We start from the raw sequence: 22,434 nt of genomic DNA, 5'->3' as shown, positions 1-22,434 counted from the left end.
CACTGGTGGACAAGGCTGCTCCCGGCGGATCGGCCCGGACGGCCAGTCTACATCCGAGGCCGCCACGAACCCACAAGGGTACAGGGTGGGCAAAGGCGCAACGCGCCGTGCCCACCATCTCGCAGTAACCGCAGAAGCTGGTGGGCACGCTTCGCTTTGCCCACGGCACCGACGGTGCGGCTCTAGAACGGCAATCCCACGTAATTCTCCGACAGCGACGTCATTGCGGCCTGGGACTGCGTGACGTAGTCGAGCTCGGCGAGCTGGATGCGCGCGCCGATGCTGCCGGTATCGGGGAATTTGTGCAGCATCGAGGTCATCCACCAGGAGAAGCGCACGGCTTTCCAGACCCGTGCCAGCGCCTTGATGGAATAGGCATCGATGCCGGCGCTGGACTTCTCGTCGTAGAATTCGTGCAGGGCGCTCGACAGGTAATGCGCATCGCTGGCCGCAAGGTTCAGCCCCTTGGCGCCGGTCGGCGGCACGATGTGGGCGGCGTCGCCGCACAGGAACATTTTGCCGAAGCGCATCGGCTCGGCGACGAAGCTGCGCAACGGGGCGATGCTCTTCTCGATCGACGGTCCCGTGACGAGGCTGTCGGCCGCCTGCTGGTCGAGCCGCCGTTTCAATTCGTCCCAGAAGCGATCGTCCGGCCACTGGTCGACATGGTCGTCGAGCGAGCACTGCACGTAGTAGCGGCTGCGCTTGGTCGAGCGCATGGTGCAGAGCGCAAAGCCTCTCGCGTGGTTGGAGTAGATCAGCTCGTGGCTGACCGGAGGCGTCTCGGAGAGGATGCCGAGCCAGCCGAACGGATAGACCCGCTCGAACTCCTCGATCACCGGGGCCGGCACGCTGGCGCGGCTGATGCCGTGGAAGCCGTCGCAGCCGGCGATGAAATCGCAATCCAGCGTGTGGGTGACGCCGTCCTTCACATAGGTTACGCGCGGGTGACTGCCGTCGAAATCATGCGGCTGCACGTCCTTAGCCTCGTAAACCGACGTGAGTCCTGCGGCCTTGCGCGCATTCATCAGGTCGAGCGTGACCTCGGTCTGGCCGTAGATCATGACCGTCTTGCCGGTCGCACCCTTCATGTCGATGCGGTGGCGGCGGCCGGAAAAGGCCAGCTCAATGCCTTCATGCACCAGGCCTTCGGCATGCGCCCGCGTGCCGGCGCCGACCTCGTCGAGCAGCGCGACGGTTCCCTCCTCCAGGAGGCCGGCGCGGATGCGTGCCAGCACGTAGTCCGGGCTTTGGCGCTCCAGGATGACATTGTCGATGCCGTATCGATGCAGCAGTTGCCCAAGCAACAATCCGGCCGGCCCGGCCCCGATGATTGCGACTTTTGTCCGCAATACTGGCTCCTCCCGATTCTGTAGGGTGCGGCGCGGCCGCGCTTGTCGCGTCGATCCGCAGACGATAATTATATCATATAATTGTTGGGCAAAAGGGAGAGCGCGTCGCGCTGACCGCGACAAATCCAAGCAACATCGCTGACGTAGATGTCGCGCCAATTCCGGCTTGAACGCGCCGGCCAGTTAGATAACATGTTAATTAAAGAGACCGGGCCAACGAAGCCCGCCGTCATAAAGAGGGAGAGACGCGTGATGAGAAAAGCCTGTCTGGCTTTGCTGCTGGCAGCAAGCGTGAGCCCTGCGTTGGCGCAGGACAAGACTTTCGACCTGAAGGTCTCGCACTGGGTGCCGGCCTCGCACCCGCTCCAGAAATCGCTGGAAGACTGGGTGGCCGCGGTGAACAAGGATTCCGGCGGCACCATCACAGGCAAGGTGTTTCCGGCCCAGCAGCTCGGCAAGGCATTCGACCATTACGACATGGCCCGCGACGGCATCGCCGACGTCACCTATGTCAATCCCGGCTACCAGCCCGGCCGCTTCCCGATCATCGGCGCCGGCGAACTGCCGTTCCTGATCTCCGACGCCAAGGGCGGCTCGATGGGGCTCGACGCCTGGTACCGCAAATATGCCGAGAAGGAGATGAAGGACGTCAAATACTGCCTCGCCTTCGTCCACTCGCCCTCATCCTTCCACTCCAAGACCAAGAAGATCGCGGCGCCGGAGGACGTGAAGGGCCTGAAGATCCGCCCGGCCCACGCCACCATGGCCAACTTCGTCACCTCGCTCGGCGGCACCAATGTGCAGTCCTCCGCGCCCGAAGTGCGCGACATCATCGAGCGCGGCGTCGCGGATGGCGTCACCTTCCCCTGGGGCTCCCTGGTGCTGTTCGGCATCGACAAGGTGACCAAGTACGACATGGAGGCGCCGCTCTACACCACGACCTTCGTGTTCGTGATCAACAAGGACAAGTACAATTCGATGTCCGACAAGCAGAAGGCCGCGATCGACAAGAACTGCACGGTCGAGATGGCCGGCGCGGTCGGCGAGCACTGGGGCAAGTTCGAGGATGGCGGCATCGACAAGATCAAGGCGGAATCCGGCCACGAGGTCTACAAGCTCACGGCCGAGCAGATCGCCGCCTGGAAGAAGGCGGCCGAGCCGCTGGTCAAGACCTGGGGTGACGGCGCCAAGAAGGCCGGCGCCGATCCCGATGCGGCGCTGGCGGATCTGAAGGCGTCGCTCAAGAAGTACAACGCGCTGGCGGAATAGTCCCAGCGCCATCGCGGCGAGCTCTTCTTCTCCCTCCCCCCGTTCTTACGGGGAGAGGGTCGGGGTGAGGGGCTGCTTCCGCAAAGACGGTAAGAGATGGACTCGCGGAGAGCCCCCCTCACCCGGATTGCATCTCCGATGCAATCCGGCCTCTCCCCGCATCCGCCTTCGCCAAGGCTTCGGCGGACAAGCGCTGGGAGAGGCGAAGGACCGCCGCTGAAGTCGAGAGCGAGAATGACATCACCTAAGGATCCCCCATGAAGCGCGCCTGGATGGATCGCTTTATCGACACGATCGAATGGATCGCGGCCGGCTTCGTCGGCCTTGTCGCGCTCGACATCTTCCTGTCGGTGCTGTTGCGCAACACGCTGAACTATTCGATTCCCGACAGCTTCGACATCGGCCGCATGCTGCTCGGCATCCTCATCTTCTGGGGCATCGCCGCGACCTCCTATCGCGGCACCCACATCACGGTCGACCTCGTCTGGGGCAATGTCAGTCCGCGCTATCAGCGCTGGATCGACGTGTTCGCAACCCTGGTGCTGCTGTTCGTCGTGACCGTGCAGACCTGGACGCTGTTCGACAAGGTGCGCGGCACCTACAACGACAATGTCCAGACCTTCGACATGCACATGCCGACCTGGCCGTTCTTCGCGATCGCCTGGATCGGCGACGTCTCCGCCGTGCTGCTGATCGCGATCCGCACCTACCGCCTGATCTTCCATCCCGAAGAGATGCACGACCCCAAGCTGAAGGCGACGGAGTAACCATGAGCACCGATGCCGTCGCCGTTATCGGCTTCGTTTCCCTCTTCGTCCTGATGCTGCTGCGCGTGCCTGTCGGCATGGCCATGGGTCTCGTCGGCGTCTCCGGTTTCTCCTATCTGGTCGGCGCGACGCCGGCGCTGAAGCTGGTCGGCCAGACCTCGATGCGGACGGTCACCGACTACACTTTCGGCGTCATCCCGATGTTCCTGCTGATGGGCTCGTTCGTCTCCAATTCCGGCATGAGCCGCGAGCTGTTCCGTGCCGCCAACGGCTTCGTCGGACATTTGCGCGGCGGGCTCGGCATTGCCACCGTCGGCGCCTGCGGCGGCTTCGCCGCGATCTGCGGCTCGTCGGTTGCGACCGCCGCGACGTTCTCCGCCGTTGCTTACCCGGAGATGCGCCGCTTCGGCTATCCCCAGTCGTTCGCCACCGGCGTGATCGCGGCGGGCGGCACGCTGGGGGCAATGCTGCCGCCCTCCACCGTGCTCGCGGTCTACGGCATCATCACCGAGCAGGACATCGGAAAACTCTTCATCGCCGGCATCATTCCGGGCCTGCTGGCAATGACCATGTACATGATCACGATCTTCCTGATCGGATATTTCCGGCCCGACTTCCTGCCCAAGGGCAAGGTGCTGCCGTGGCGCGAGCGGTTTGCGGGCCTGAAGGACATCTGGGCGCCGGTGCTGCTGTTCGTCTTCGTGATCGGCGGCCTCTACGGCCTGCCCTTCCTGCCGCGCTTCACGCCGACGGAGGCCGGCGGCGTCGGCGCCACCGGTGCCTTCATCATCGGCGTGCTGACGGGCCGGCTCGACCGCGAGAAGATCCTGGCCTCGCTGCTGCAGGCGACGCGCACCGCGGCAGCCGTGTTCACCGTGCTGATCGGCGCCCTGATCTTCGGCTATTTCCTCACGGTGACGCAGACGCCGCAGAAGGTGACGGAGTTCCTCACCGGCCTCGGCCTCGGGCCCTACGGCGTGCTGGCACTGATCATGGTGATGTATCTCGTGCTCGGCTGCCTGATGGACGCCATGGCGATGATCATCCTGACCGTGCCGATCATCTTCCCCGTGATCATGCATCTCGGCTTCGATCCGATCTGGTTCGGTGTCATCATCGTCATGACGGTCGAGCTCGGCCTGATCCACCCGCCGGTCGGCATGAACGTCTTCGTCATCAAGAGCGTGGTGAAGGACGTCTCGTTCTCCACCATCTTCAAGGGCGTGATCCCGTTCGTGGCGACGGACCTGGTGCGGCTGGTGATCCTGATCGCCTTCCCGCTGCTGGCGACCTGGCTGCCGACAAGGATGATGGCGCATTAGGCGTGCTGCGGGCTGTCGCGGCGACGACGGTTCGCTCCCTCGCCCCGCTTGCGGGGAGAGGGTTTGGGTGAGGGGGAGCCTCCGCGAGGACGGTGACAGCTGGACTCGCGGAGACTCCCCCTCACCCGGAATCCGCGCTACGCGCGCATTCCGGCCTCTCCCCGCAAGCGGGGAGAGGCGAAGAGGCCGGCGCTTGTGGACGTCGTGACAGTTGGAGGTGACCGATGACCCCCACCCCCTCCTTGACTCCGCCGAAATTCGTTATACAACATAACTATTCTGACAAGGACGCAAATGACACAGGGAAACGCCGATACCGCTGACGCGGGGGCCTCCGGGCTGCTCCGGATCGAGAGGGCGGACCGGGTTCTGACCGTGGGTCTGAACCGTCCGGCCAAGCGCAACGCGCTCAATGACGGCATCATCCTGGAAATCGGCGAGTGTTTTGCCTCCCTGCCCGAGGACATCGGCGCAGTCGTCATCCACGGCATCGGCGACCATTTTTCCTCGGGCCTCGACCTCTCGGAGCTGACCGAGCATGACGCCACCGGCGGGCTCCTTCATTCGCAGATGTGGCACCGGGTGTTCGACCGCATCCAGTACAGCCGCGTGCCCGTGATCGCGGCGCTCAGGGGCGCAGTGATTGGCGGCGGGCTGGAACTTGCCTGTGCGGCGCATATCCGCGTCGCCGAGCCCTCGACCTATTTCGCGCTGCCCGAGGGGCAGCGCGGCATCTTCGTCGGCGGCGGCGGCTCGGTGCGGCTGCCGCGGCTGATCGGCGTCGCCCGGATGATGGACATGATGCTGACGGGACGCGTCTACAGCGCGACCGAAGGCGCCTCCTACGGCTTCGCGCAATATCTGACGGAAGCCGGCAACGGGCTCGGCAAGGCGCTGGAGCTTGCGACCAAGATCGCTTCCAACGCGCCGCTGACGAATTTCGCCGTGCTCCAGGCGCTGCCGATGATCGCGGAGGCCAATCCGCAGACCGGCCTGCTGATGGAATCGCTGATGGCCACCGTCGCGCAGAGCGACAAGGAGGCCAAGCGCAGGATTCGCGAATTCCTCGAGCACAAGACCGCGAAGGTGAAGCCCAAATCATGAGCGCGCAGCCGTCCTCTTCCAGCATGGAGCGCGGCGCGAGCAATTCTCCGCTGCGGCCCATTTCGTTCGGCGATCCCGTCGTCAATGTCGAACGCCGCGACGACGGCACGATTTACCTGCGGCCCAAGCAGCCGCTCGGCGACTATCCGGTCCGCATCACCGACCGCCTGCATCACTGGGCGACGACGACGCCGGACCGCGTCTTCATGGCCGAGCGCGAAGGCGGCCGGGGCTGGCGCAAGATCACCTATGCCGAGCTGCTCACCGCGAGCCGGCACATCGCTTCAAGCCTGATTGCGCGCGGCCTGTCGGCGGAGCGGCCGGTCGTGATTCTCTCCGGCAATTCGATCGACCACGCGCTGCTGGCGTTCGGCGCATTTTACGCCGGCGTTCCGTTCTGCCCGGTGTCGCCGGCCTATTCGCTGGTGTCGAAGGATTACGGCAAGCTGTCCTATCTGATGAAGCTGCTGACGCCCGGCCTCGTCTTCGCCGAGGACGCCGAGAAGTTTGCCGATGCGCTCGCCGCCAATGTCTCGCTCGGCACCGAGATCGCGGCATCCTACGGCAGCGTGCCGGGCCGCGACGTCACCCAGCTCGCCGATCTCATGGCGACGCCGATCCGCGGCGATCTCGACGCGGTGCACGGCAAGATCGGCCCTGACACCATTGCAAAATTCCTGCTGACGTCGGGCTCGACCGGCAATCCCAAGGCCGTCATCAACACCCAGCGCATGATCTGCGCCAACCAGGTGATGCTGCGCGAGACGCTCGCCTTCCTCAAGGACGAGCCGCCCGTCATCATCGACTGGCTGCCCTGGAATCACACCTTCGGCGGTAACCACAATATCGGGCTGACGCTCTACAATGGCGGCTCGATGTATCTCGATGCCGGCAAGCCGGTGCCAGGCGGCATCGAGGAGACCGTGCGCAATCTCCAGGAGATTTCGCCGACGGTCTATTTCAACGTGCCGAAGGGCTATGAATCGCTGCTGCCTTACTTGCGCGATGACCAGGGCCTGCGCGCAAAGTTCTTCGACCGGCTGCATGCGATGTTCTTCTCCGGCGCGGCGCTCTCGCCGTTCGTCTGGAACAGCCTCGACGAGCTCGCCGTGAAGGAGAAGGGCTATCGCGTGCCGATGCTGACCGGCCTTGGCGCGACCGAGACCGCGCCGTTCTTCATGTCGGTCAACCCGCGCACCAGCCGCTCCGGCCATGTCGGCCTGCCGGTCTCGGGCAATGACGCAAAACTGGTGCCGAACAACGGCAAGCTGGAGGTCCGCGCCAAGGGGCCGAACGTGATGCCCGGCTACTGGCGCCAGCCCGACATCACCGCAAAATCCTTCGACGAGGAAGGATTTTACAAGATGGGCGACGCGCTGAAGCCGTCCGACCCTGACGATTTCAACGCCGGCTTCGATTTCGACGGCCGCGTCAGCGAGGACTTCAAGCTCGCCAGCGGCACCTGGGTCAGCGTCGGCCCGCTGCGCGCGCGCCTCACCGCGGCCTGCGCGCCGCTGGTTCGCGACGTCGTCATCGCCGGCATCAACCGCGACGAGGTCTCCGCGCTGGTCGTGCTCGACCTCGACGGCTGCCGCCTGATCAACCCGACGCTGCCGCCCGACGATCTCGTCGTCGCCACGCGCGACCGGCTGGTGCGCGAGGCATTTCGCGAGCGCCTGACCCGCTTCCTGTCTTCGGCCACGGGCTCCTCGACACGGATCACACGTGCGATCCTGATGGACACGTCGCTCTCGATCGACAAGGGCGAGGTCACCGACAAGGGCTCGATCAACCAGCGCGCCGTGCTGGAACATCGCACCGGATTGATCGACGAGCTCTACGCTGCCAATCCGTCGGACCGTGTGATATCGGTCGGCTAATATGGGAGATGGGATGAACCGGTCGGCGCTTCCTTCACCTCTCCCCGCTTGCGGGGAGAGGTCGAATTTGGCGCAGCGCGCAAATTCGGGTGAGGGGGAGTCTCCGCGAGTCCCACTGCCACCGCATTCGCGGAAACAAGCCCCTCACCCCAACCCTCTCCCCGTAAGAACGGGGAGAGGGAGCAGACCGGCCGATCCGGTCGCACCTAAGAACGATCGAAGGAGAACGCCATGTTATTGAAGGATCAGGCAGCCATCGTCACCGGCGGCGCATCGGGACTGGGCGCGGCGACTGCGCGAAAACTGGCGGCGCAGGGCGCCAAGGTCGCGGTGTGCGACCTCAATGCCAAGCTTGCGGAAACCGTTGCCGCCGAGATCAAAGGCGTCGCCGTGACCTGCGACGTCTCCGACGCCGCCTCGGCTGAAGCCGCGATCGCGCAGGCCACCAAAGCCCATGGCCCGGCGCGCGTGCTGGTCAATTGCGCCGGCATCGGCGTTGCAAAACGTGTCGTCGGCCGCGACGGCCCGATGGCGCTCGCCGATTTCGACAAGGTGATCAAGGTCAATCTGATCGGCACCTTCAACATGCTGCGCCTCGCCGCGACCGAGATGTCCAAGCTGGAGCCGCAGGCGACCGGCGAGCGCGGCGTCATCATCAACACCGCCTCCGTCGCCGCCTATGACGGCCAGATCGGCCAGTCCGCCTATTCGGCCTCCAAGGGCGGCATCGTCGGCATGACGCTGCCGATCGCGCGCGAGCTGGCGCAGTTCGGCGTCCGCGTGCTGACGATTGCGCCCGGCCTGTTCCTGACGCCGCTGCTTGCGAACCTGCCGCAGGAGGCCCAGGACTCGCTCGCCGCCGCCATCCCCTTCCCGCGCCGGCTCGGCCATGCCGACGAGTTCGCCGCGCTCGCGCTGCACATGGTCGAGAACGCCTATCTGAACGGCGAAGTGGTGCGCCTCGACGGCTCGCTGCGCATGGCGCCGAAATAAGGCGCATGAGATGTTCGTGAACCGGCGCGAGGTCCAGATCCAGTGGGGTGATTGCGACCCCGCCAACATCGTCTACTACCCGCGCTATTTCGCGATGTTCGATGATTCGACCTCGACCCTGTTCGAGGTCGCGGGCTTCTCCAAGCAGGACCTGGTCCGCAAATACGGCTTGGTGGGCATCCCCATGGTCGACACGCGGGCCAAGTTCTACATCCCCTCGACCTATGGCGACTGGATCACCATCGAGACGAAAATCGAGAGCATCAAGCGCTCGAGCTTCGAGGTAAAGCACAATGTCTACAAGGGCGAGGCGCTGGCGATCGAGGGTTTCGAGACCCGCGTCCTGGTCGGCCGCGATCCTGACAACCCCGACAAGCTGAAATCGGCACCGTTTCCGCCGGAGATGGTCGCCAAATTCACGGGAAGCTAAATCGCCGCATCACCAACAGAGGGGGCTGAATTACCCCCCGATTTCTGCTTTCAAGGAAACAAGTCAAGGGAGGAATAGATGAAACGCTTTTACCTGACCGCTGCCATTACCACGGCGACGCTTGCCCTGCCGGCGCTGCCCGCACTGGCCCAGACCAGCGAAATCACCATCGGCATCACCACCACCACGACCGGCCCGGGCGCGGCCCTCGGCATTCCCGAGCGCAACGCGCTGGAATTCGTGCCGAAGGAGATCGGCGGCGTGCCGCTGAAGGTGATCGTGCTCGACGACGGCGGCGATCCCACCACGGCGACCACCAACGCCCGCCGCTTCGTGACCGAATCCAAGGCCGACATCATCATGGGCTCGGCGCTGACACCGCCGACGATTGCGGTCTCCAACGTCGCCAACGAAGCCGGCATTCCGCATTTTGGTCTGGCCCCCTTCCCGATCACGCCGGAACGCATGAAATGGTCGGTGGCGATGCCGCAGCCGATCCCAATCGTCGGCAAGGTGCTGTACGACCACATGAAGTCGAAGGGCATCAAGACCCTCGGCTATATCGGCTATTCCGACTCCTATGGCGACCTCTGGTTCAACGATTTGAAGGCCCAGGCCGTGCCGATGGGCATGACCATCGTCGACGAGGAGCGCTTCGCCCGTCCCGATACGTCGGTGACCGGTCAGGTGCTGAAGCTCGTCGCCGCCAATCCCGACGCGATCCTGATCGGCGCCTCCGGCACCGCGGCCGCGCTGCCGCAGACCGAGCTGCGCGAGCGCGGCTATCAGGGCCTGATCTACCAGACCCACGGCGCCGCCAGCATGGACTTCATCCGCATCGCCGGCAAAGCGGCCGAAGACGTGCTGATGGCCTCCGGCCCCGTCATGGACCCCGAGGACCAGCCGGACGAGGCCGCCACCAAGAAGCCGGGCCTCGCGCTCAACTCGGCCTATGAAGCCAAGTACGGCCCGAACAGCCGCAGCCAGTTCGCCGGTCACTCCTACGATGCGTTCGAGATCCTCAAGCGCATCATCCCGACCGCGCTGAAAACCGCAAAACCCGGCACGCCGGAATTCCGCGAAGCGATCCGCCAGGCGCTGTTGTCCGAGAAGGAGCTGGCCGCGAGCCAGGGCGTCTACAACTTCACCGAAAAGGATCGCTACGGCCTCGACGAGCGCTCGCGCATCCTGCTCACCGTGAAGAACGGCAAGTACACGCTGGTGAAGTAAGGCGCGGCGAACGTTCTTTGAGACGACGAGAGCCGGCCCAATGGGCCGGCTCTTTGCATTTGCGATCCGTATAAACGCTAAGCTGCCTGCCGCAGCGGCGTCCAGGCGAACTCGGGATAATACGTGTCCATCATGCGGTCGACATACGCCGTGAGGTTCGGAAATCCCTCGGCCCGCTGCCGCAGCCCGGATTCGAAGAATGGCGTCAGGATCCCCGCGAGCACGCCGAAGGCTGTCGCATCGACGCCGCAGGGCTTGTTGCCCATCAGATAGGCCTTGTCGCCGAGCTGCACCGACAGCGCGAACAGCGAACGTACCGCGAGATCGACGTCGTCGTCGGGCGCGTGGCGGCCGAGGCCGGAGAGCAGATAGTTCTCGGCGACGCGGAACTGCGCATCCTCGCGCAGCTTCTCGCGGTTGTGCTCCGGTGCACCGTCGAAGAAATGCGCAGGGCCCTTGGCAAAGTTGACCGGATCGACCCAGCGCGCGCCGACCAGCGCCCAATAGATATGATGCTCGATCATCCGCTCGAACGCCCAGGCCTGCGCACGCTCAGCCAAGGAGAGGCCGGCGTCGAAATCGAAGCCGTAGCGGCGCTCGATATGGGCGCGGATGAAGGTGGAATCTGCCACCGCCTCGCCGCCATCGTCGATGAACGGCAATTGCCCCTTTGGGGAGGCGGGCGGCATCGCGCGCTCCTTCCGGTAGGGCAGCCCCGCCATCTTGAGCTGCACCTCGGTCTTGGTGACGAAGGGGCTGATTTCCGGCAGGCCGAAGCCGGTGCCGAAGCCGTAAAGCGTGATCATGAAAGCTCTCCTGAAACCACCGAAAGAGTTGACGGAACCTAGCTGCGGGCTGCTGCCACCATGGTGGCAGCAGCCGTGATATGTTCTGCGAAACGGGCCCCCCGCCAGGCGCGGCTCATGACGTGGCGGACCAGTGCGTCCGCGGCCTGGGTCAGCGAGCGTGTCACCACGCTTGCGAGTGCAAATCGGAGATCAACGGCCATGAGATCGAGCGAAACGAGGCGGCCAAACGCCCAAGCCCGCAACATTTGGCCGTGCCACAGCTGCGCCCGCCACAGCGGACCGGCCAGGCCGAGATGGATTGGAGTGATCATGGACAAACCCTCTTCAGTCGATGTGTTGTCCCGGTATAGAACCCCCCTGCTGCCAACATCCTGTCAGCAGCCGCGCGCCGCTTTCTGATTGTCCCCGAGAAGAGAATTGTCATGAGACGTGCCGACCGGCTGTTTCAGATCATCCAGGTGCTCCGGCGCACGCGTAAGCCGCTGACGGCGGACGCGATCGCGGCCGAGCTCGAGACCTCGAAGCGCACGATCTATCGCGACATCGCGACGCTGATCGGCCAGCGCGTGCCGATCCGCGGCGAGGCCGGCATGGGCTACATCCTGGAAAAGGGTTTTGACCTGCCGCCTTTGATGCTGACGCCCGACGAGATCGAGGCGGCGGTGCTGGGCGCGCAATGGGTCGCGGGCCATGCCGATTCGGCGCTGGCGCGCGCGGCCGAAGATCTGATGGCCAAGATCGCCGACACTGTCCCCGAGCGCCTGCGCCCCTTCGTGCTGGAACCGGCGAGCCGCGCACGGCCGAGCTGGAATAGGGAGCCTGATCGCCTCGACATGGTGCGCACGCGCACCCAGATCCACGAGGGCAAGAAGATCATGCTGCGCTATCGCGACGAGCAGGGCCGCGCCAGCGAGCGCATGATCTGGCCGATCTCGGTCGGCTATCTCGAAGCCGTGCGCCTGCTCGCGGCCTGGTGCGAGCTGCGCAGCGATTTCCGCAGCTTCCGCACCGACCGCGTGGTGGACGCAACCTATCTCGACGAAAGATATCCGGAGCGGCGCGACGTGCTCCGCGCGAGATGGCGGCAGAGCCTGGTCTGGGGCCCGCCGAAGGACACGTGACCTCGATGCAAGAGATCGACCTGTCGAGCTGCTGCCAGAGCTGCGGCGCCTGCTGCGGCTATTCGCAGAACTGGCCGCGCTTCTCGATCGAGAGCGACGAGGAGCTTGCCGCGATTCCTGAAGCGCTGGTCAACGACCGCCAGTCCGGCATGCGCTGCGAGGGCGACCGTTGCGCGGCGCTGCAGGGAGAGATCGGAAAAATGACGGCCTGCGGCATCTATGACGTGCGGCCGGAGGTTTGCCGCACCTGCATGCCTGGCGACGCCGAATGTGCGATGGCGCGGCGGAAGTTCGGGCTGCCGGTTATACAGTCTGCTTAGGCCGGGACGGCTTCGCTGATCTCGTCGTCGATCTCGTCATCGAGCGGCGCGAGCACCGAGAGCGGCTTGGTCGACAGCGTGATCGGCTTGCGGCCCCCCGACAGCGACGGCGACGATTTGGCCGACCTCGCACGCGACAGCGCGTAGAGCGTTGAGCCGACACGGCCGCCGTTGTCGATCAGGTCGCGCTCGCTGCAGCTCGCTGCGATTGCGACCGCCAGCGAGTGCAGATGGCTGCGGCGATAGCAGAACAGCGCCAGACGGGCGCGCACGTCAGGGGAAACACTCTCAACCAGCCTCGGTAGGCCGTTCTCGCTGGCGCGATACATCTCGCCAAGGAGCTCGTCGCGAACCGGGCAGAAATCGCTTTCAAAGGCGTCGCGGCTTGAAAACATTGCAGTTCTCCCTCGTGTGCGGAAGATGCAGCGCAATTCTCTAACGAAAGGTTAACCACGCTGCCCGGTAGTCACCCGGGGTCCTGGCGCCTTGGCCGCGAATCAGAGCGGCCCGGCAGCTATTCCAGAGCGCCCTCTGCCTCGTCCGTCATTCCGGGGCGGTCCGGAGGACCGAACTCTGGTGCGCGATTGCGCACCAGAGAATCTCGGGATTCCGGGTCCTCGCTTCGCGAGCCCCGGAATGACGGGTGAGCAGTCAGTTCGCCGCCATGAAGATGGAAAGGCCGAAGCCGGTCAGGTGGTGCAGTGCCTGGTCGACGCCGATCAGGGTCCAGAACCAGGGATGCGAAAGGTCGACCCCGAAATTGGCGGAGACATATCCCTTGGCGCGGTCGATCGTGATGTGGATCACGAAGTCGATGAAGGCCACGAACCAGAATTTCGGCGCGACGATCACGATCAGCGGCAGCGCGACCGCAAGGTGAACCAGGCAATGCACCAGCAGCGGCAGCGCCCAGCCGTGCTTCTGGTCCTTGCCATGCGCCATCCAGGCGGTCTGAAGGACGAAATCGGCGATGATGTGCTTGAAAGTGAGCAGCAGCATCCAGCCAATGAGCGCTTCGACCGGAACCGCCGATGACATCGATGGAAACGACAAAGCTGGCGCCCTCATTGACGTGACAAGAAAGATTGGAGCGTTCAGCGCAACTTCTTCTTGGACCGGCCAAATCGCCGGGACGGGCAATTTATGACATCTCCCGCGGCGGAATGCAGCCGGGGGGAACCGGAAAATCGCAAACTGTGGCTAACTGGTGATAGGATGGCCAATGGCCGCGCCCGCGTTGAGTAAGGTTACCTTCGGCGCGAAATTTGCACTCCGCGACCTTCGCGCTATCATCGACGGCAGAGAATATCGTTCTTTTTTCAGGCGTTTACGAATTACAGGGCGTCCGCAGTGATCACACGAGCGAGCCGCCTGCCACCGAAGAATAAGGCCAAGAGTGCTGCCATGAGTACTGAAGGCCCCCATTCGTCACCGACCGAAGCGCCGCCGCGGCGCCCCAAGGTGATCAAGACCAATCAGCAGCAGGTGTTGCTCTACGTCGTGCTGACCCTGCTGCTGTCGCTTGCCACCGTCTGGGGCGGCCGCGCCATGCTGCACAATTCGGAGACGCTGACCTTTGCCGTCGGCGCCCCCAACAGCGACGAGGCGCTGTTCGCCGCCAAGCTCGCCACGGTGTTGAAGAACAACGCCTCGCGCTTCCGGATCAAGATCGTCAATAACGGCGACAACGCCAAGGCGCTGGCGCAGTTCGACCGCAGGCAGGCCGACCTCGCCGTGCTGCGCACCGACGCCAAGGTGCCGCTGCGGGCGCGCACGCTCGCGATCCTCGAGCACGACCTCGTGCTCCTGATCGGCCCCGGCAACAAGAAGATCAAGTCGCTCGCCGAGTTGAAGAAGAAGAAGGTCGCCGTCCTCGCCGAGAACGACCCCTCGCTCGCCTTCGTCCGCGGCATTCTCGACATTCCCGAGGGGGCTGATGCCGCGAAGGTCCAGATGGCGCCGCAGGGCGCAACGCTCGACAAGCTGTTGGCGCCGGCAAACGGCTTCGGTGCGGTGATCGCCATCGTCCACGCCTCGAAAGCGGTGCGGGACAAGACCTATGAGCAGGTCGCCAAACGCGGCGGCTTCACGCTCAACGCGATCGACGAGGTCAAGGCGCTTGCGCGCAAATTCCCCGGCATTTCCGAGGAGACGCTGACGGCCGGCATGCTGTCGGCCTCGCCTGAAATTCCCGACGACGATCTCGAGACGATCGGGCTCGAATGGCTGCTGGTCACGCAATCCCGGATGTCGGTGACCACGGCGGGCGAGCTGGCGCGCACCATCTACGAGAACAAGTCCGCCCTCGGGCTCGACAGCGGCTTCGCCAGCAGGATTGAGCCGGCTTCCGTCGAGAAGGACGCCTTCGTGATGGCGCATCAGGGCGCGGCCGACTACATCAACGACGACACCAAGTCGTTCATGGATAAGTACAGCGACATGATGTATCTGGGCGCCGCCGCGCTCAGCGTCATCGGCACGATCTTCGCCGCGATCTACGCCAAGATCACGAGGATCGCGCCGGAGAAGGCCAGCGAGCTCTCCACCGCCATCCTCGACATCGGCGAGCGCATCGAGCACGCCCATTCGCTGGACCAGCTCGAATGTCTCCAGGACGAGCTGGAAGGCATCTTGCGTGGCGCCGTCGTCGGGCTCAGAGACGGTACGATCAGTACCGACGGGCTCGACACCTTCAAGCTCGGCTATGAATTCGTCCGCGACGAGATCGGCATGCGTCGCGACTATCTCAAGCGCCACGCCGGCGAAGCCGAGAAGGCCGCCCGCGACGCCGCCGCGCCCCCGCACGACGAGACCAATGTCGTGGTGGTGAAGACCGCGCAGAGCGCTTGATCGCACGGGCCGGGCAACCCGCCACTTCTCGTGTCCCGGACAAGCCGCAATGCCGAAGGCATTGCAGCGCTCAGCCGGGACCCAGGAGACCGCACCACGCGCTGCGGCATGGCCCCGGCTCTGCAGCGCATCACCATAGCGCGTCGAAGACGCGCGTAAACGCGCTTGTGGTGCTGCGCTGCGTCCGGGGCACGAGACTGAAGCGCGGCGGGCGTTTGTCCCGCCCGATCAACGACCCGCCCGCTGGAACCGTCCCCATCCGCAACCGTTGGTTACCAGATACAATCGGAGAAACGCGCCATGCGTATACTCCTGATGAGCTTCCTCCTGGGAATGCTGGCAGCGGCGGGTTATTTCGCCTATTCCGCGATGGCGGTCGGAGGCGAGCCGATCCCGACGGAAGGCTATGTGGCCCTCGCCCTGGGGGCCGGATTCTCCGTCATCGTCGGCATCGGCCTGATGGTCCTGCTGTTCTTCAGCAGCCGCCGCGGCTACGACGAGCCGCCGCGTTTCAGGTAACGGCTCGGCCGGCCGCCGCCCCGCCCCGCCTTTGTCTGCCGATTCGACGACGCTGCAGCCCGCGCCCGTCGTTGACGGCCCCGGCCCGGGCAGGCACTTTGGCGCGCCGCGGGTCCCATTCGGGCCTGCAAGAACCAGGACCGAGTCGCCTTCCCGCATGTCCAAGCCGCTGATCACCGCTCTGGCCCAGTTCGTGGCCGCCACAGCCGGCCGCAACATGACCAAGGCGGCCTATGTGGCCGTCGGCGTCGGCGTACTCAGCATGGTGCTGCTGACGGACAACCGAGCCAATGAGGCGAGCGGCTGGGTGAGCGGCCTGCTCTGGGCCTGTCTCGCCTACTTCGTGTTCGAATGGCTGGTCCGGCTGCGCCACATGGCGCGAACGGGGCGCCTTGCGCTCTACATGTCCTCCTCCGCCGGCATCGTCGACGCGATCGGGGCGCTGGCTGTGCCTGTTGCGCTGATTCTCGGCGTCGAGCCGAAAACCGCCTGGCTGCTCAGCGTGCTCTGGGTGCTGAAGGTCGTGCCGGGCATTCCCGGTCTGCGCCAGCTCCGTCGCGTGCTGGTGCTGGAATCGGGGCCGCTGGTCAGCGTGCTCGTGATCTTCCTGACGGTGGTCTTCCTCGCCTCCGTCGCCGAATATTTCCTGGAGCGGGACGTGCAGCCGCAGACGTTCGGCAGCGTCCCGAACGCGCTATGGTGGGCCGTCGTAACCCTCACCACGACGGGCTACGGCGATGTCGTGCCGGTCACCCCGCTGGGTCGCATCGTGGCAGCGCTGGTGATGATCTCCGGCCTCGGCGTGTTCGGCCTCTGGACCGGTATTTTGGCGACCGGCTTTGCCGCGGAGACGCGGCGCGACAATTTCCTCAAGACCTGGGAATCCGTCAGCAAGGTGCCGTTCTTCGCAGCGCTCGGACCTGCCGCCATCGCCGACGTCACCCACATGCTGCGGACCATGGAGCTGCCGGCGCGCACCCTGATCATCCGCAAGGGCGCGCAGGGCGACTGCATGTATTTCATCGCCGCCGGCGAGGTCGAGGTCGACCTGCCCGGCAAGAAGGTGCAGCTCGGCGAGGGCGCCTTCTTCGGCGAGATGGCGCTGCTCGGCAACAATTTGCGCGGCGCCAACGTCTCGACCACGAAGGTGTCGCGGCTTCTGGTGCTCGACCTCGTCGACTTCCGCGTGCTGATGGCGCGGCATCCCGATCTCGCCGAGACCATCGATGCCGAGGCAAAACGCCGCGCGCTCGAAAACAAATAAAAGGAGACAAGAATGTCGGATATCACCGACGCGGCATCCAGCCCCGTGCTCGAAATCACCGGCCTGCGCGCCACCATCCGCCTCAATCGGCCCAAGCATCTCAACCGGCTCCAGGCCGAGGACCTCGGCGAGCTGGTCAAACTGTTCGACCGGATCGAGGCCGATCGTGACATCCGCGTGCTGGTGCTGACCGGCACCGGCCGCGCCTTCTCCGCAGGCTATGACCTCAACTCGGTCGCCGAGCGCGCGGTGAGTGCGAACGAGCAGCAGAGCGCGGGCTCGGCGTTCGAAGTGGTCGTCAACCGGCTGGAGGATCTGGGCGTACCGACGATCTGCCGGCTCAACGGCGGCGTCTATGGCGGCTCCACCGACCTCGCGCTCGCCTGCGATTTCCGCATCGGCGTCGACACCGCCGAGATGTTCATGCCGGCAGCGCGGCTCGGACTGCACTATTACCCGAGCGGCATCAAGCGCTACGTGACGCGGCTCGGCGTCGACAATGCGAAGAAGCTGTTCCTGACTGCGCAGAAGATCAGCGCCCCGGAGATGCTGCGCATCGGTTATCTCACCGCCATGGTGCTCGAGGAGACGCTCGACGAGGAGGTCGACAAGCTCGCCAATATCCTCGCCGGCAACGCGCCGCAGGCAATGCGCGGCATGAAGCGCGCGATCAACGAATTCGCCCGCGGCGAGCTCGACGAACAAGCCGCCGACCAGCGCCACCGCGACAGCATGCGCGGCGACGAGATCAAGGAAGGCATCAAGGCGTTCGCGGAGAAGCGGGCACCGAGGTTTTGAAATTTCTCTCGCTGTCGTCCCGGACAAGCGCGCCCTAAGCGCGCGCCGATCCGGGACCCATAACCACAGGGAGAAGTTGCGGCGCGAGGCCGATAACTCCGGGTCTTCGCCAAACCAAATTCTCTGGTTATGGGTCCCGGGTCTGCGCTTACGCTTGCCCGGGACGACCGCGGAGATTGAGGCGCTCGCTCAGGCCCCAGCCGCCTTGGCATGCTGCGCGGCCATCTCCTCATCAGCCGCATTGATCCGCTGGAACGCCGGCCGCGCCGTCATGCGTTCGGCATAGCGGACGAACACGTCCTTCTTCGGCACGATACCGAACATGATGGTCCAGCTGAAGGCGACGCCCCACAATACGTCCGCAGCCGTCATGCGCTCGCCGAGCAGATACGGCCCCTTCGACAATTGCGCCTCCAGCGCCCCTAACATGGTGTCGTAATCGGCATAGGGCGATTGCGTGATCGGGGCCGGCGCGCGCTGCATGAACTTGTCGATCAGAGCCGGCTCGAACGAGGCGCCGTAATAAGCGATCCAGCGCAGATAGGGGCCGCGCAGCGGATCGTTCAGCGCGGGCGTCAGCCCGGCCTGCGGAAAGAGGTCGGCGAGATAGATGGTGATGGCGACCTGCTCGGTCACCAGCGCCTCGCCGTGGCGGACCGCCGGCACCTTGCCGAGCGGATTGACGGCGAGATAGGCGGGCTCGCGCTGCTCGCCGGCCTTCATGTTGAGGACATGGAGATCGTAGGGCGCCCCCAGTTCTTCCAGCAGCACCCGCGTGCCCGTGGCGCGCGTCTGGGGCGAATAATACAGCGTGATGCGGTGGGAATCGGTCATGGCGGGTCTCCTCGGTGCCGTCTGGCGAGGTGCATCTTGTAGCGGCCCATACCTGACATCCTGTGTCAGGTATGGTTTAAGGGATCATGCGCGCGAGCCGGATGCTGTCGATCCTCACCACCCTCCAGGCCAGGGGACAGGTCACCGCGCCCGAGCTCGCGGAAGCCTGCGAGGTGTCGGTACGCACGATCTATCGCGACATCGACGCGCTCGCGGCCTCCGGCGTTCCTGTTTATGCCGACCGCGGTGCGGAGGGCGGCTATCGCCTGCTCGACGGCTATCGCGTCCGGCTGAACGGCCTGTCGCAGAACGAGGCGGAAGCTCTGTTCCTGGCGGGACTGCCGGGACCGGCGGCAGCGCTCGGGTTGGATGCAGCAATGATCGCCGCGCAGAACAAGCTGATGGCCGCGCTTCCCGCCAATTTGCGCGAGGATGCCGGGCGGATGCAGGAACGTTTTCACCTGGACGCACCGGGCTGGTTCGGCGAGGCGGAAGAGCCAGAGCATCTGCGCATCATCGCCGGTGCGGTGCTGCGCGGAATGCTGATCAAGATCCGCTACCGGAGCTGGCGCGCGGAGAAGCAGCGCCGCGTCGCCCCGCTCGGCCTCGTGCTGAAGGGCGGCAGCTGGTATCTCGCCGGGCAAGTCGACGGCAGCGTGCGGACCTATCGCGTCGCGCGCGTGCTCGACTGCACCGCGCTCGACGACGGCTTCGATCGTCCTGCCGATTTCGATCTCGCCGCCTATTGGCAGGCTGCGACACTTCGCCTCGAAGCGGAGATGCATCCCAATGTCGCGGTCGTCCGGCTGTCGCCGTTCGGCGTCAAGCTGCTGGATGCGTTGAGCCAGCCTTACGTCAAGGCGCGGACCGAGATCGAAGACCTCGCCGACGCGGACGGCTGGCGCATCGCGCGGGTGCCGACCGGCAAGACGTCGTGGCACGCCGCAGCCGAATTGCTGCGGCTCGGTCCCGAGGCCGAAGTGCTGGAGCCGGCCGATCTCCGCGAGAAAATGGCCGAGATGACCCGTGCCATGGCCGCGCGCTATGACGCGGCGCGAAAAGCCTGACCGCGGCGCACCTCGCCGCCGCCGACGAAACAATCCTGAAACACGATTCTCGGGCCACGCCGTGAACGCATTCTCGCTTCGAGCCGACGGAGATGCAGGGACACAACAACGGCCTCGCGCCACACTGGAGAATGAAGATGTTTCGTAAGCTTGCTCTTGGTCTGATCGCCGCCGGCTCGCTCGGCGCTGCCGCTCTCGCGCCCACCGCCGCTTCGGCTCACGGCTTCCATCACTGGGGTCATGGCTGGGGCCCGGGCTGGGGTTATGGCGGCATCTACGTCAACACCGGCGTCAGCAACTGCTACCAGGAGCGCGTCGTCCAGACCCGTCACGGCCTGCGCGTCCGCGTCGTGAATGTCTGCGCCTACGGGATCTACTGATATCTCGCCCTCACGACAAAGCTCCGGTCGCATCGCGGCCGGAGTTTTGCGTTTGGCTAGCTACCCTGCCGCTGCCGGCGAAACCAGGCCCAGGTCTCGCGCGTCGTTTGAATGTAGCCGCGCCCGCGATAAACGATCTCGCCGTCGACGATCTCGTTCAGCTTCGGCAGGGCGTGAAAGGGAATCGAGGGATAGGCGTGATGCTCGACATGGTAGGGCATGTTCCAAGCGAACCATTTGACGATGGTACCGGTATAGGTGGTGCGGGTGTTCTGGAAGGCGCTGCGGGTGCGGTCGCAGCCGGTGTGCTCGGCATAGAGATAGGGCCGCAGGAAGAACTGCCCGATCACGAGCGGCACGATCCAGACCCAGAGCAGCAGCGCTGAGGAGAACCACAGCGAGAGCGCAATCAGCAGGGCATAGAGTGCGACATAGGCACGCGCCTCGGCCACGATGGTGGCGCGCTTGTTCTCGGGAATCCAGGGTACGACGACCTTGCCGGTGACGGCATGGCCGAGCATCAGCCGCAGACGGCCGGCGACCTGGAGCAGGCCGCTATAGGCGATCGCGAGCTGGGTGTCGGAGGCCGGCTTCCTGCCGACGATCAGTTCGGGATCCTTCTCCGGATCCTGGGTGTAGCGGTGATGGTCCCAGTGGAACAGGCAGTAATATTCGTACGGCAATCCGATGATGAAGGCCGAGAGATAGCCGACCGCGAGATTGAGGCCGCGGCTTCTGAACGCGGTCTTGTGCGCGGTCTCATGCACCGCCATGAACAGGAAGGCGACGACATAGCCCTGCACCGCCATCAGCGGCAGCGCCCAGAGCACCCCGTAGCACGAGGTCGCCATCCAGATCAGAGTGCCGACCAGCGCGATCATTCCGTAATGACCGAGGCTCTGCGCAGCGCCCCTGAGATTGGAGCGCACCGACAATTCGCGCAGCATCGCCGGGCTCAGCGGCTTCAGGCGATGGCCGGGCTCTGAAATGGTCGCGTCGGTCATGATCGAATGCCTGTGCTACTTGGCGAGGAGCGCTGCGATCTCGGCCTTGATGAAGGCCTGGTCGCGCGGGTTGTTGACGGGATTGCCGGCGCGATGGCCGTGCAGCGACGGGATCGGATGCAGCACGGCTGACTTTGCATTGACCAGCTTGCCGAGCTCGTCCTCATTGTCGCGGACATCGAAATAGCGATCGGTCGCACCCGGAATCAGCAGCATCTGCGCCGTGATCGCGGCAAGCGCGCGATCGAGATCGCCGCTGAAAGCGGCGCAGCGACTGATGTCGCCGCGCTGCCAGATGCCGATCTGCGCCAGCAGATCGTTGGCATCGCGCCGCGCGAAGGTCGCGTCCCATCCACGGACGAGATAATCTTCCAGCGAGGTGAAGCCGGCCTCGCGCCAGAGCTCGTCGCGATAGAAGCCGTGCGACATCGCCCAGCCGGCATAGACGCGCCCCATGGCGCGATAGCCGGCGACAGGCTTTTCGACAAAGCGGCCGTCCCGGAAAGCGGGATCGGCAGTCAGCGCCGCCTTGACGCTTTCCAGGAAGACATGATTGTAGGGCGCGCAACGCGCGCTGCCGCAGACGACGGCGGCGCGCTCGACCATTTCAGGGTGCAGCGCCGCCCAGTGATAGGCCTGCATGCCGCCCATCGACCAGCCATAGACCAGCGCGAGCTTTGTGATACCGAAGCGCTCGGCGAGAAGGCGATGCTGGACGGCGATCGCGTCGTGATAGGTGACTATCGGAAACGGCGCGGCGGAGTTCGACGGCGAGGACGACAGGCCGTTGCCGAACAGGTTCGGGATGATGATGAAATAGCGCGAGGAGTCGAGCACGCCATCGGACCCGATCAGCCATTCGCTGTCGACATGCTGCGCGCTGAACGAGGTCGGATAGAGGATGACGTTGTCCCTGGCCGGGCTCAGCGTGCCGTAGGTCTTGTAGGCGAGCTTGAGCCCTGAGAAGACGGCGCCCGACTGGAGCGCGACGTCGCCGGCCTCGAAGATCTCGTAGTCGCGCTCAGCCATTACGCGTCCGCCCCTCGCTCACGCGGCCCCACAACGCGCCGCAGCAACGGCGATGCATCGATCATGCCGGGTTGCAGACGCGCCGTTGCGCC

Annotated in this window: 24 protein-coding genes; 16 read left to right on the top strand and 8 right to left on the bottom strand. The window is 64.9% G+C overall.

Features of this window, described 5'->3' with window-relative positions; translation table 11 throughout:
- Window positions 1–182: 182 nt before the first annotated feature.
- Window positions 183–1,352: a 4-hydroxybenzoate 3-monooxygenase gene (gene pobA / locus GGD63_RS35685; protein ID WP_183249332.1), complete on the bottom strand. Its 1,170-nt coding sequence runs from the start codon at window positions 1,350–1,352 to the stop codon at window positions 183–185.
- A gap of 252 nt (window positions 1,353–1,604) precedes the next feature.
- Between pobA and GGD63_RS35680 the strand changes: the two genes are divergently transcribed.
- The 8 genes from GGD63_RS35680 (at window position 1,605) to GGD63_RS35645 (ending at window position 10,347) form a co-directional block, all read left to right on the top strand.
- Complete coding sequence (locus tag GGD63_RS35680; protein WP_183249330.1) at window positions 1,605–2,621, top strand: TRAP transporter substrate-binding protein; 1,017 nt, start codon at window positions 1,605–1,607, stop codon at window positions 2,619–2,621.
- 257 nt (window positions 2,622–2,878) lie between these two features.
- Entirely contained in the window at window positions 2,879–3,388 is a 510-nt protein-coding gene (locus GGD63_RS35675) for a TRAP transporter small permease (RefSeq protein ID WP_183249328.1), read from the top strand.
- Window positions 3,389–3,390: 2 nt separating this feature from the next.
- Entirely contained in the window at window positions 3,391–4,710 is a 1,320-nt protein-coding gene (locus tag GGD63_RS35670; protein ID WP_183249326.1) for a TRAP transporter large permease, read from the top strand.
- A 294-nt stretch (window positions 4,711–5,004) separates the two neighbouring features.
- A complete protein-coding gene (locus GGD63_RS35665; protein ID WP_183249324.1) occupies window positions 5,005–5,814 on the top strand; it encodes a crotonase/enoyl-CoA hydratase family protein in 810 nt (269 codons plus the stop codon).
- Complete coding sequence (locus GGD63_RS35660; protein WP_183249321.1) at window positions 5,811–7,694, top strand: feruloyl-CoA synthase; 1,884 nt, start codon at window positions 5,811–5,813, stop codon at window positions 7,692–7,694. Before GGD63_RS35665 ends, GGD63_RS35660 begins: the two co-directional genes overlap by 4 nt.
- 231 nt (window positions 7,695–7,925) lie before the next feature.
- Window positions 7,926–8,687, top strand: coding sequence for an SDR family NAD(P)-dependent oxidoreductase (locus GGD63_RS35655; RefSeq protein ID WP_183249320.1), 762 nt, complete (start codon window positions 7,926–7,928; stop codon window positions 8,685–8,687).
- 10 nt (window positions 8,688–8,697) lie between these two features.
- Complete coding sequence (locus GGD63_RS35650; protein WP_183249318.1) at window positions 8,698–9,117, top strand: thioesterase family protein; 420 nt, start codon at window positions 8,698–8,700, stop codon at window positions 9,115–9,117.
- 78 nt (window positions 9,118–9,195) lie between these two features.
- Complete coding sequence (locus GGD63_RS35645) at window positions 9,196–10,347, top strand: ABC transporter substrate-binding protein (RefSeq protein ID WP_183249316.1); 1,152 nt, start codon at window positions 9,196–9,198, stop codon at window positions 10,345–10,347.
- A 77-nt stretch (window positions 10,348–10,424) separates the two neighbouring features.
- Here the strand turns inward: GGD63_RS35645 and GGD63_RS35640 are convergent, their stop codons facing one another.
- Both GGD63_RS35640 and GGD63_RS35635 read right to left on the bottom strand, forming a co-directional pair.
- The gene (locus GGD63_RS35640; protein ID WP_183249314.1) at window positions 10,425–11,153 is read right to left on the bottom strand and encodes a glutathione S-transferase family protein; all 729 of its coding nucleotides are present in this window, start codon (window positions 11,151–11,153) and stop codon (window positions 10,425–10,427) included.
- 38 nt (window positions 11,154–11,191) lie between these two features.
- Window positions 11,192–11,467, bottom strand: coding sequence for a hypothetical protein (locus GGD63_RS35635; RefSeq protein WP_183249312.1), 276 nt, complete (start codon window positions 11,465–11,467; stop codon window positions 11,192–11,194).
- A 111-nt stretch (window positions 11,468–11,578) separates the two neighbouring features.
- On the opposite strand from GGD63_RS35635, the gene GGD63_RS35630 reads away from it, so the two are divergent.
- Together GGD63_RS35630 and GGD63_RS35625 are read left to right on the top strand one after the other, a co-directional pair.
- A complete protein-coding gene (locus GGD63_RS35630; RefSeq protein ID WP_183249310.1) occupies window positions 11,579–12,277 on the top strand; it encodes a YafY family protein in 699 nt (232 codons plus the stop codon).
- Window positions 12,278–12,282: 5 nt separating this feature from the next.
- Window positions 12,283–12,597: a YkgJ family cysteine cluster protein gene (locus GGD63_RS35625; RefSeq protein WP_246785798.1), complete on the top strand. Its 315-nt coding sequence runs from the start codon at window positions 12,283–12,285 to the stop codon at window positions 12,595–12,597.
- Here GGD63_RS35625 and GGD63_RS35620 read toward each other — a convergent pair.
- The gene (locus GGD63_RS35620) at window positions 12,594–12,992 is read right to left on the bottom strand and encodes a hypothetical protein (protein ID WP_183249306.1); all 399 of its coding nucleotides are present in this window, start codon (window positions 12,990–12,992) and stop codon (window positions 12,594–12,596) included. The genes GGD63_RS35625 and GGD63_RS35620 overlap by 4 nt on opposite strands.
- Before the next feature lie 256 nt (window positions 12,993–13,248).
- Complete coding sequence (locus tag GGD63_RS35615; protein ID WP_183249339.1) at window positions 13,249–13,596, bottom strand: DUF3307 domain-containing protein; 348 nt, start codon at window positions 13,594–13,596, stop codon at window positions 13,249–13,251.
- A 405-nt stretch (window positions 13,597–14,001) separates the two neighbouring features.
- Here GGD63_RS35615 and GGD63_RS35610 point away from each other — a divergent pair, with 405 nt between their 5' ends.
- From GGD63_RS35610 to GGD63_RS35595, 4 genes are all read left to right on the top strand, one after another.
- A complete protein-coding gene (locus GGD63_RS35610; RefSeq protein ID WP_183249305.1) occupies window positions 14,002–15,447 on the top strand; it encodes a TAXI family TRAP transporter solute-binding subunit in 1,446 nt (481 codons plus the stop codon).
- A 300-nt stretch (window positions 15,448–15,747) separates the two neighbouring features.
- Window positions 15,748–15,966, top strand: coding sequence for a hypothetical protein (locus tag GGD63_RS35605; protein ID WP_183249303.1), 219 nt, complete (start codon window positions 15,748–15,750; stop codon window positions 15,964–15,966).
- A gap of 157 nt (window positions 15,967–16,123) precedes the next feature.
- Entirely contained in the window at window positions 16,124–17,230 is a 1,107-nt protein-coding gene (locus GGD63_RS35600) for a cyclic nucleotide-gated ion channel (protein ID WP_183249301.1), read from the top strand.
- Between the two features lie 12 nt (window positions 17,231–17,242).
- Window positions 17,243–18,028, top strand: a complete 786-nt coding sequence (locus GGD63_RS35595) for an enoyl-CoA hydratase/isomerase family protein (RefSeq protein ID WP_183249299.1) — start codon at window positions 17,243–17,245, stop codon at window positions 18,026–18,028.
- A gap of 189 nt (window positions 18,029–18,217) precedes the next feature.
- On the opposite strand, the gene GGD63_RS35590 is transcribed toward GGD63_RS35595, so the two are convergent.
- Window positions 18,218–18,862 carry a glutathione S-transferase family protein gene (locus tag GGD63_RS35590; protein ID WP_183249297.1) on the bottom strand — a complete coding sequence of 215 codons (645 nt, stop codon included), beginning with the start codon at window positions 18,860–18,862 and terminating at the stop codon, window positions 18,218–18,220.
- A gap of 86 nt (window positions 18,863–18,948) precedes the next feature.
- Here GGD63_RS35590 and GGD63_RS35585 point away from each other — a divergent pair, with 86 nt between their 5' ends.
- Window positions 18,949–19,929: a YafY family protein gene (locus GGD63_RS35585; protein ID WP_183249296.1), complete on the top strand. Its 981-nt coding sequence runs from the start codon at window positions 18,949–18,951 to the stop codon at window positions 19,927–19,929.
- A 137-nt stretch (window positions 19,930–20,066) separates the two neighbouring features.
- Window positions 20,067–20,309 carry a hypothetical protein gene (locus GGD63_RS35580; RefSeq protein ID WP_080135214.1) on the top strand — a complete coding sequence of 81 codons (243 nt, stop codon included), beginning with the start codon at window positions 20,067–20,069 and terminating at the stop codon, window positions 20,307–20,309.
- Window positions 20,310–20,365: 56 nt separating this feature from the next.
- On the opposite strand, the gene GGD63_RS35575 is transcribed toward GGD63_RS35580, so the two are convergent.
- Both GGD63_RS35575 and GGD63_RS35570 read right to left on the bottom strand, forming a co-directional pair.
- Window positions 20,366–21,313 carry a fatty acid desaturase gene (locus GGD63_RS35575; protein WP_183249294.1) on the bottom strand — a complete coding sequence of 316 codons (948 nt, stop codon included), beginning with the start codon at window positions 21,311–21,313 and terminating at the stop codon, window positions 20,366–20,368.
- A gap of 15 nt (window positions 21,314–21,328) precedes the next feature.
- The gene (locus GGD63_RS35570; RefSeq protein WP_183249292.1) at window positions 21,329–22,342 is read right to left on the bottom strand and encodes an alpha/beta fold hydrolase; all 1,014 of its coding nucleotides are present in this window, start codon (window positions 22,340–22,342) and stop codon (window positions 21,329–21,331) included.
- Window positions 22,343–22,434: the final 92 nt, after the last annotated feature.

It is taken from the genome of Bradyrhizobium sp. cir1, from assembly GCF_014198245.1.
Classification (GTDB): Bacteria; Pseudomonadota; Alphaproteobacteria; order Rhizobiales; family Xanthobacteraceae; genus Bradyrhizobium.
Note: the sequence above shows the minus strand (reverse complement) of the source record. Positions and strands in the feature narration are given on the sequence as shown.

What these genes read in the sequence shown, in the direction of transcription:
- GGD63_RS35680 (WP_183249330.1), top strand. Translation starts at nt 1,605, where the DNA reads ATGAGAAAAGCCTGTCTGGCTTTGCTGCTGGCAGCAAGCGTGAGCCCT.
- GGD63_RS35675 (WP_183249328.1), top strand. Translation starts at nt 2,879, where the DNA reads ATGAAGCGCGCCTGGATGGATCGCTTTATCGACACGATCGAATGGATC.
- GGD63_RS35670 (WP_183249326.1), top strand. Translation starts at nt 3,391, where the DNA reads ATGAGCACCGATGCCGTCGCCGTTATCGGCTTCGTTTCCCTCTTCGTC.
- GGD63_RS35665 (WP_183249324.1), top strand. Translation starts at nt 5,005, where the DNA reads ATGACACAGGGAAACGCCGATACCGCTGACGCGGGGGCCTCCGGGCTG.
- GGD63_RS35660 (WP_183249321.1), top strand. Translation starts at nt 5,811, where the DNA reads ATGAGCGCGCAGCCGTCCTCTTCCAGCATGGAGCGCGGCGCGAGCAAT.
- GGD63_RS35655 (WP_183249320.1), top strand. Translation starts at nt 7,926, where the DNA reads ATGTTATTGAAGGATCAGGCAGCCATCGTCACCGGCGGCGCATCGGGA.
- GGD63_RS35650 (WP_183249318.1), top strand. Translation starts at nt 8,698, where the DNA reads ATGTTCGTGAACCGGCGCGAGGTCCAGATCCAGTGGGGTGATTGCGAC.
- GGD63_RS35645 (WP_183249316.1), top strand. Translation starts at nt 9,196, where the DNA reads ATGAAACGCTTTTACCTGACCGCTGCCATTACCACGGCGACGCTTGCC.
- GGD63_RS35640 (WP_183249314.1), bottom strand. Translation starts at nt 11,153, where the DNA reads ATGATCACGCTTTACGGCTTCGGCACCGGCTTCGGCCTGCCGGAAATC.
- GGD63_RS35635 (WP_183249312.1), bottom strand. Translation starts at nt 11,467, where the DNA reads ATGATCACTCCAATCCATCTCGGCCTGGCCGGTCCGCTGTGGCGGGCG.
- GGD63_RS35630 (WP_183249310.1), top strand. Translation starts at nt 11,579, where the DNA reads ATGAGACGTGCCGACCGGCTGTTTCAGATCATCCAGGTGCTCCGGCGC.
- GGD63_RS35625 (WP_246785798.1), top strand. Translation starts at nt 12,283, where the DNA reads ATGCAAGAGATCGACCTGTCGAGCTGCTGCCAGAGCTGCGGCGCCTGC.
- GGD63_RS35620 (WP_183249306.1), bottom strand. Translation starts at nt 12,992, where the DNA reads ATGTTTTCAAGCCGCGACGCCTTTGAAAGCGATTTCTGCCCGGTTCGC.
- GGD63_RS35615 (WP_183249339.1), bottom strand. Translation starts at nt 13,596, where the DNA reads ATGCTGCTGCTCACTTTCAAGCACATCATCGCCGATTTCGTCCTTCAG.
- GGD63_RS35610 (WP_183249305.1), top strand. Translation starts at nt 14,002, where the DNA reads ATGAGTACTGAAGGCCCCCATTCGTCACCGACCGAAGCGCCGCCGCGG.
- GGD63_RS35605 (WP_183249303.1), top strand. Translation starts at nt 15,748, where the DNA reads ATGCGTATACTCCTGATGAGCTTCCTCCTGGGAATGCTGGCAGCGGCG.
- GGD63_RS35600 (WP_183249301.1), top strand. Translation starts at nt 16,124, where the DNA reads ATGTCCAAGCCGCTGATCACCGCTCTGGCCCAGTTCGTGGCCGCCACA.
- GGD63_RS35595 (WP_183249299.1), top strand. Translation starts at nt 17,243, where the DNA reads ATGTCGGATATCACCGACGCGGCATCCAGCCCCGTGCTCGAAATCACC.
- GGD63_RS35590 (WP_183249297.1), bottom strand. Translation starts at nt 18,862, where the DNA reads ATGACCGATTCCCACCGCATCACGCTGTATTATTCGCCCCAGACGCGC.
- GGD63_RS35585 (WP_183249296.1), top strand. Translation starts at nt 18,949, where the DNA reads ATGCGCGCGAGCCGGATGCTGTCGATCCTCACCACCCTCCAGGCCAGG.
- GGD63_RS35580 (WP_080135214.1), top strand. Translation starts at nt 20,067, where the DNA reads ATGTTTCGTAAGCTTGCTCTTGGTCTGATCGCCGCCGGCTCGCTCGGC.
- GGD63_RS35575 (WP_183249294.1), bottom strand. Translation starts at nt 21,313, where the DNA reads ATGACCGACGCGACCATTTCAGAGCCCGGCCATCGCCTGAAGCCGCTG.
- GGD63_RS35570 (WP_183249292.1), bottom strand. Translation starts at nt 22,342, where the DNA reads ATGGCTGAGCGCGACTACGAGATCTTCGAGGCCGGCGACGTCGCGCTC.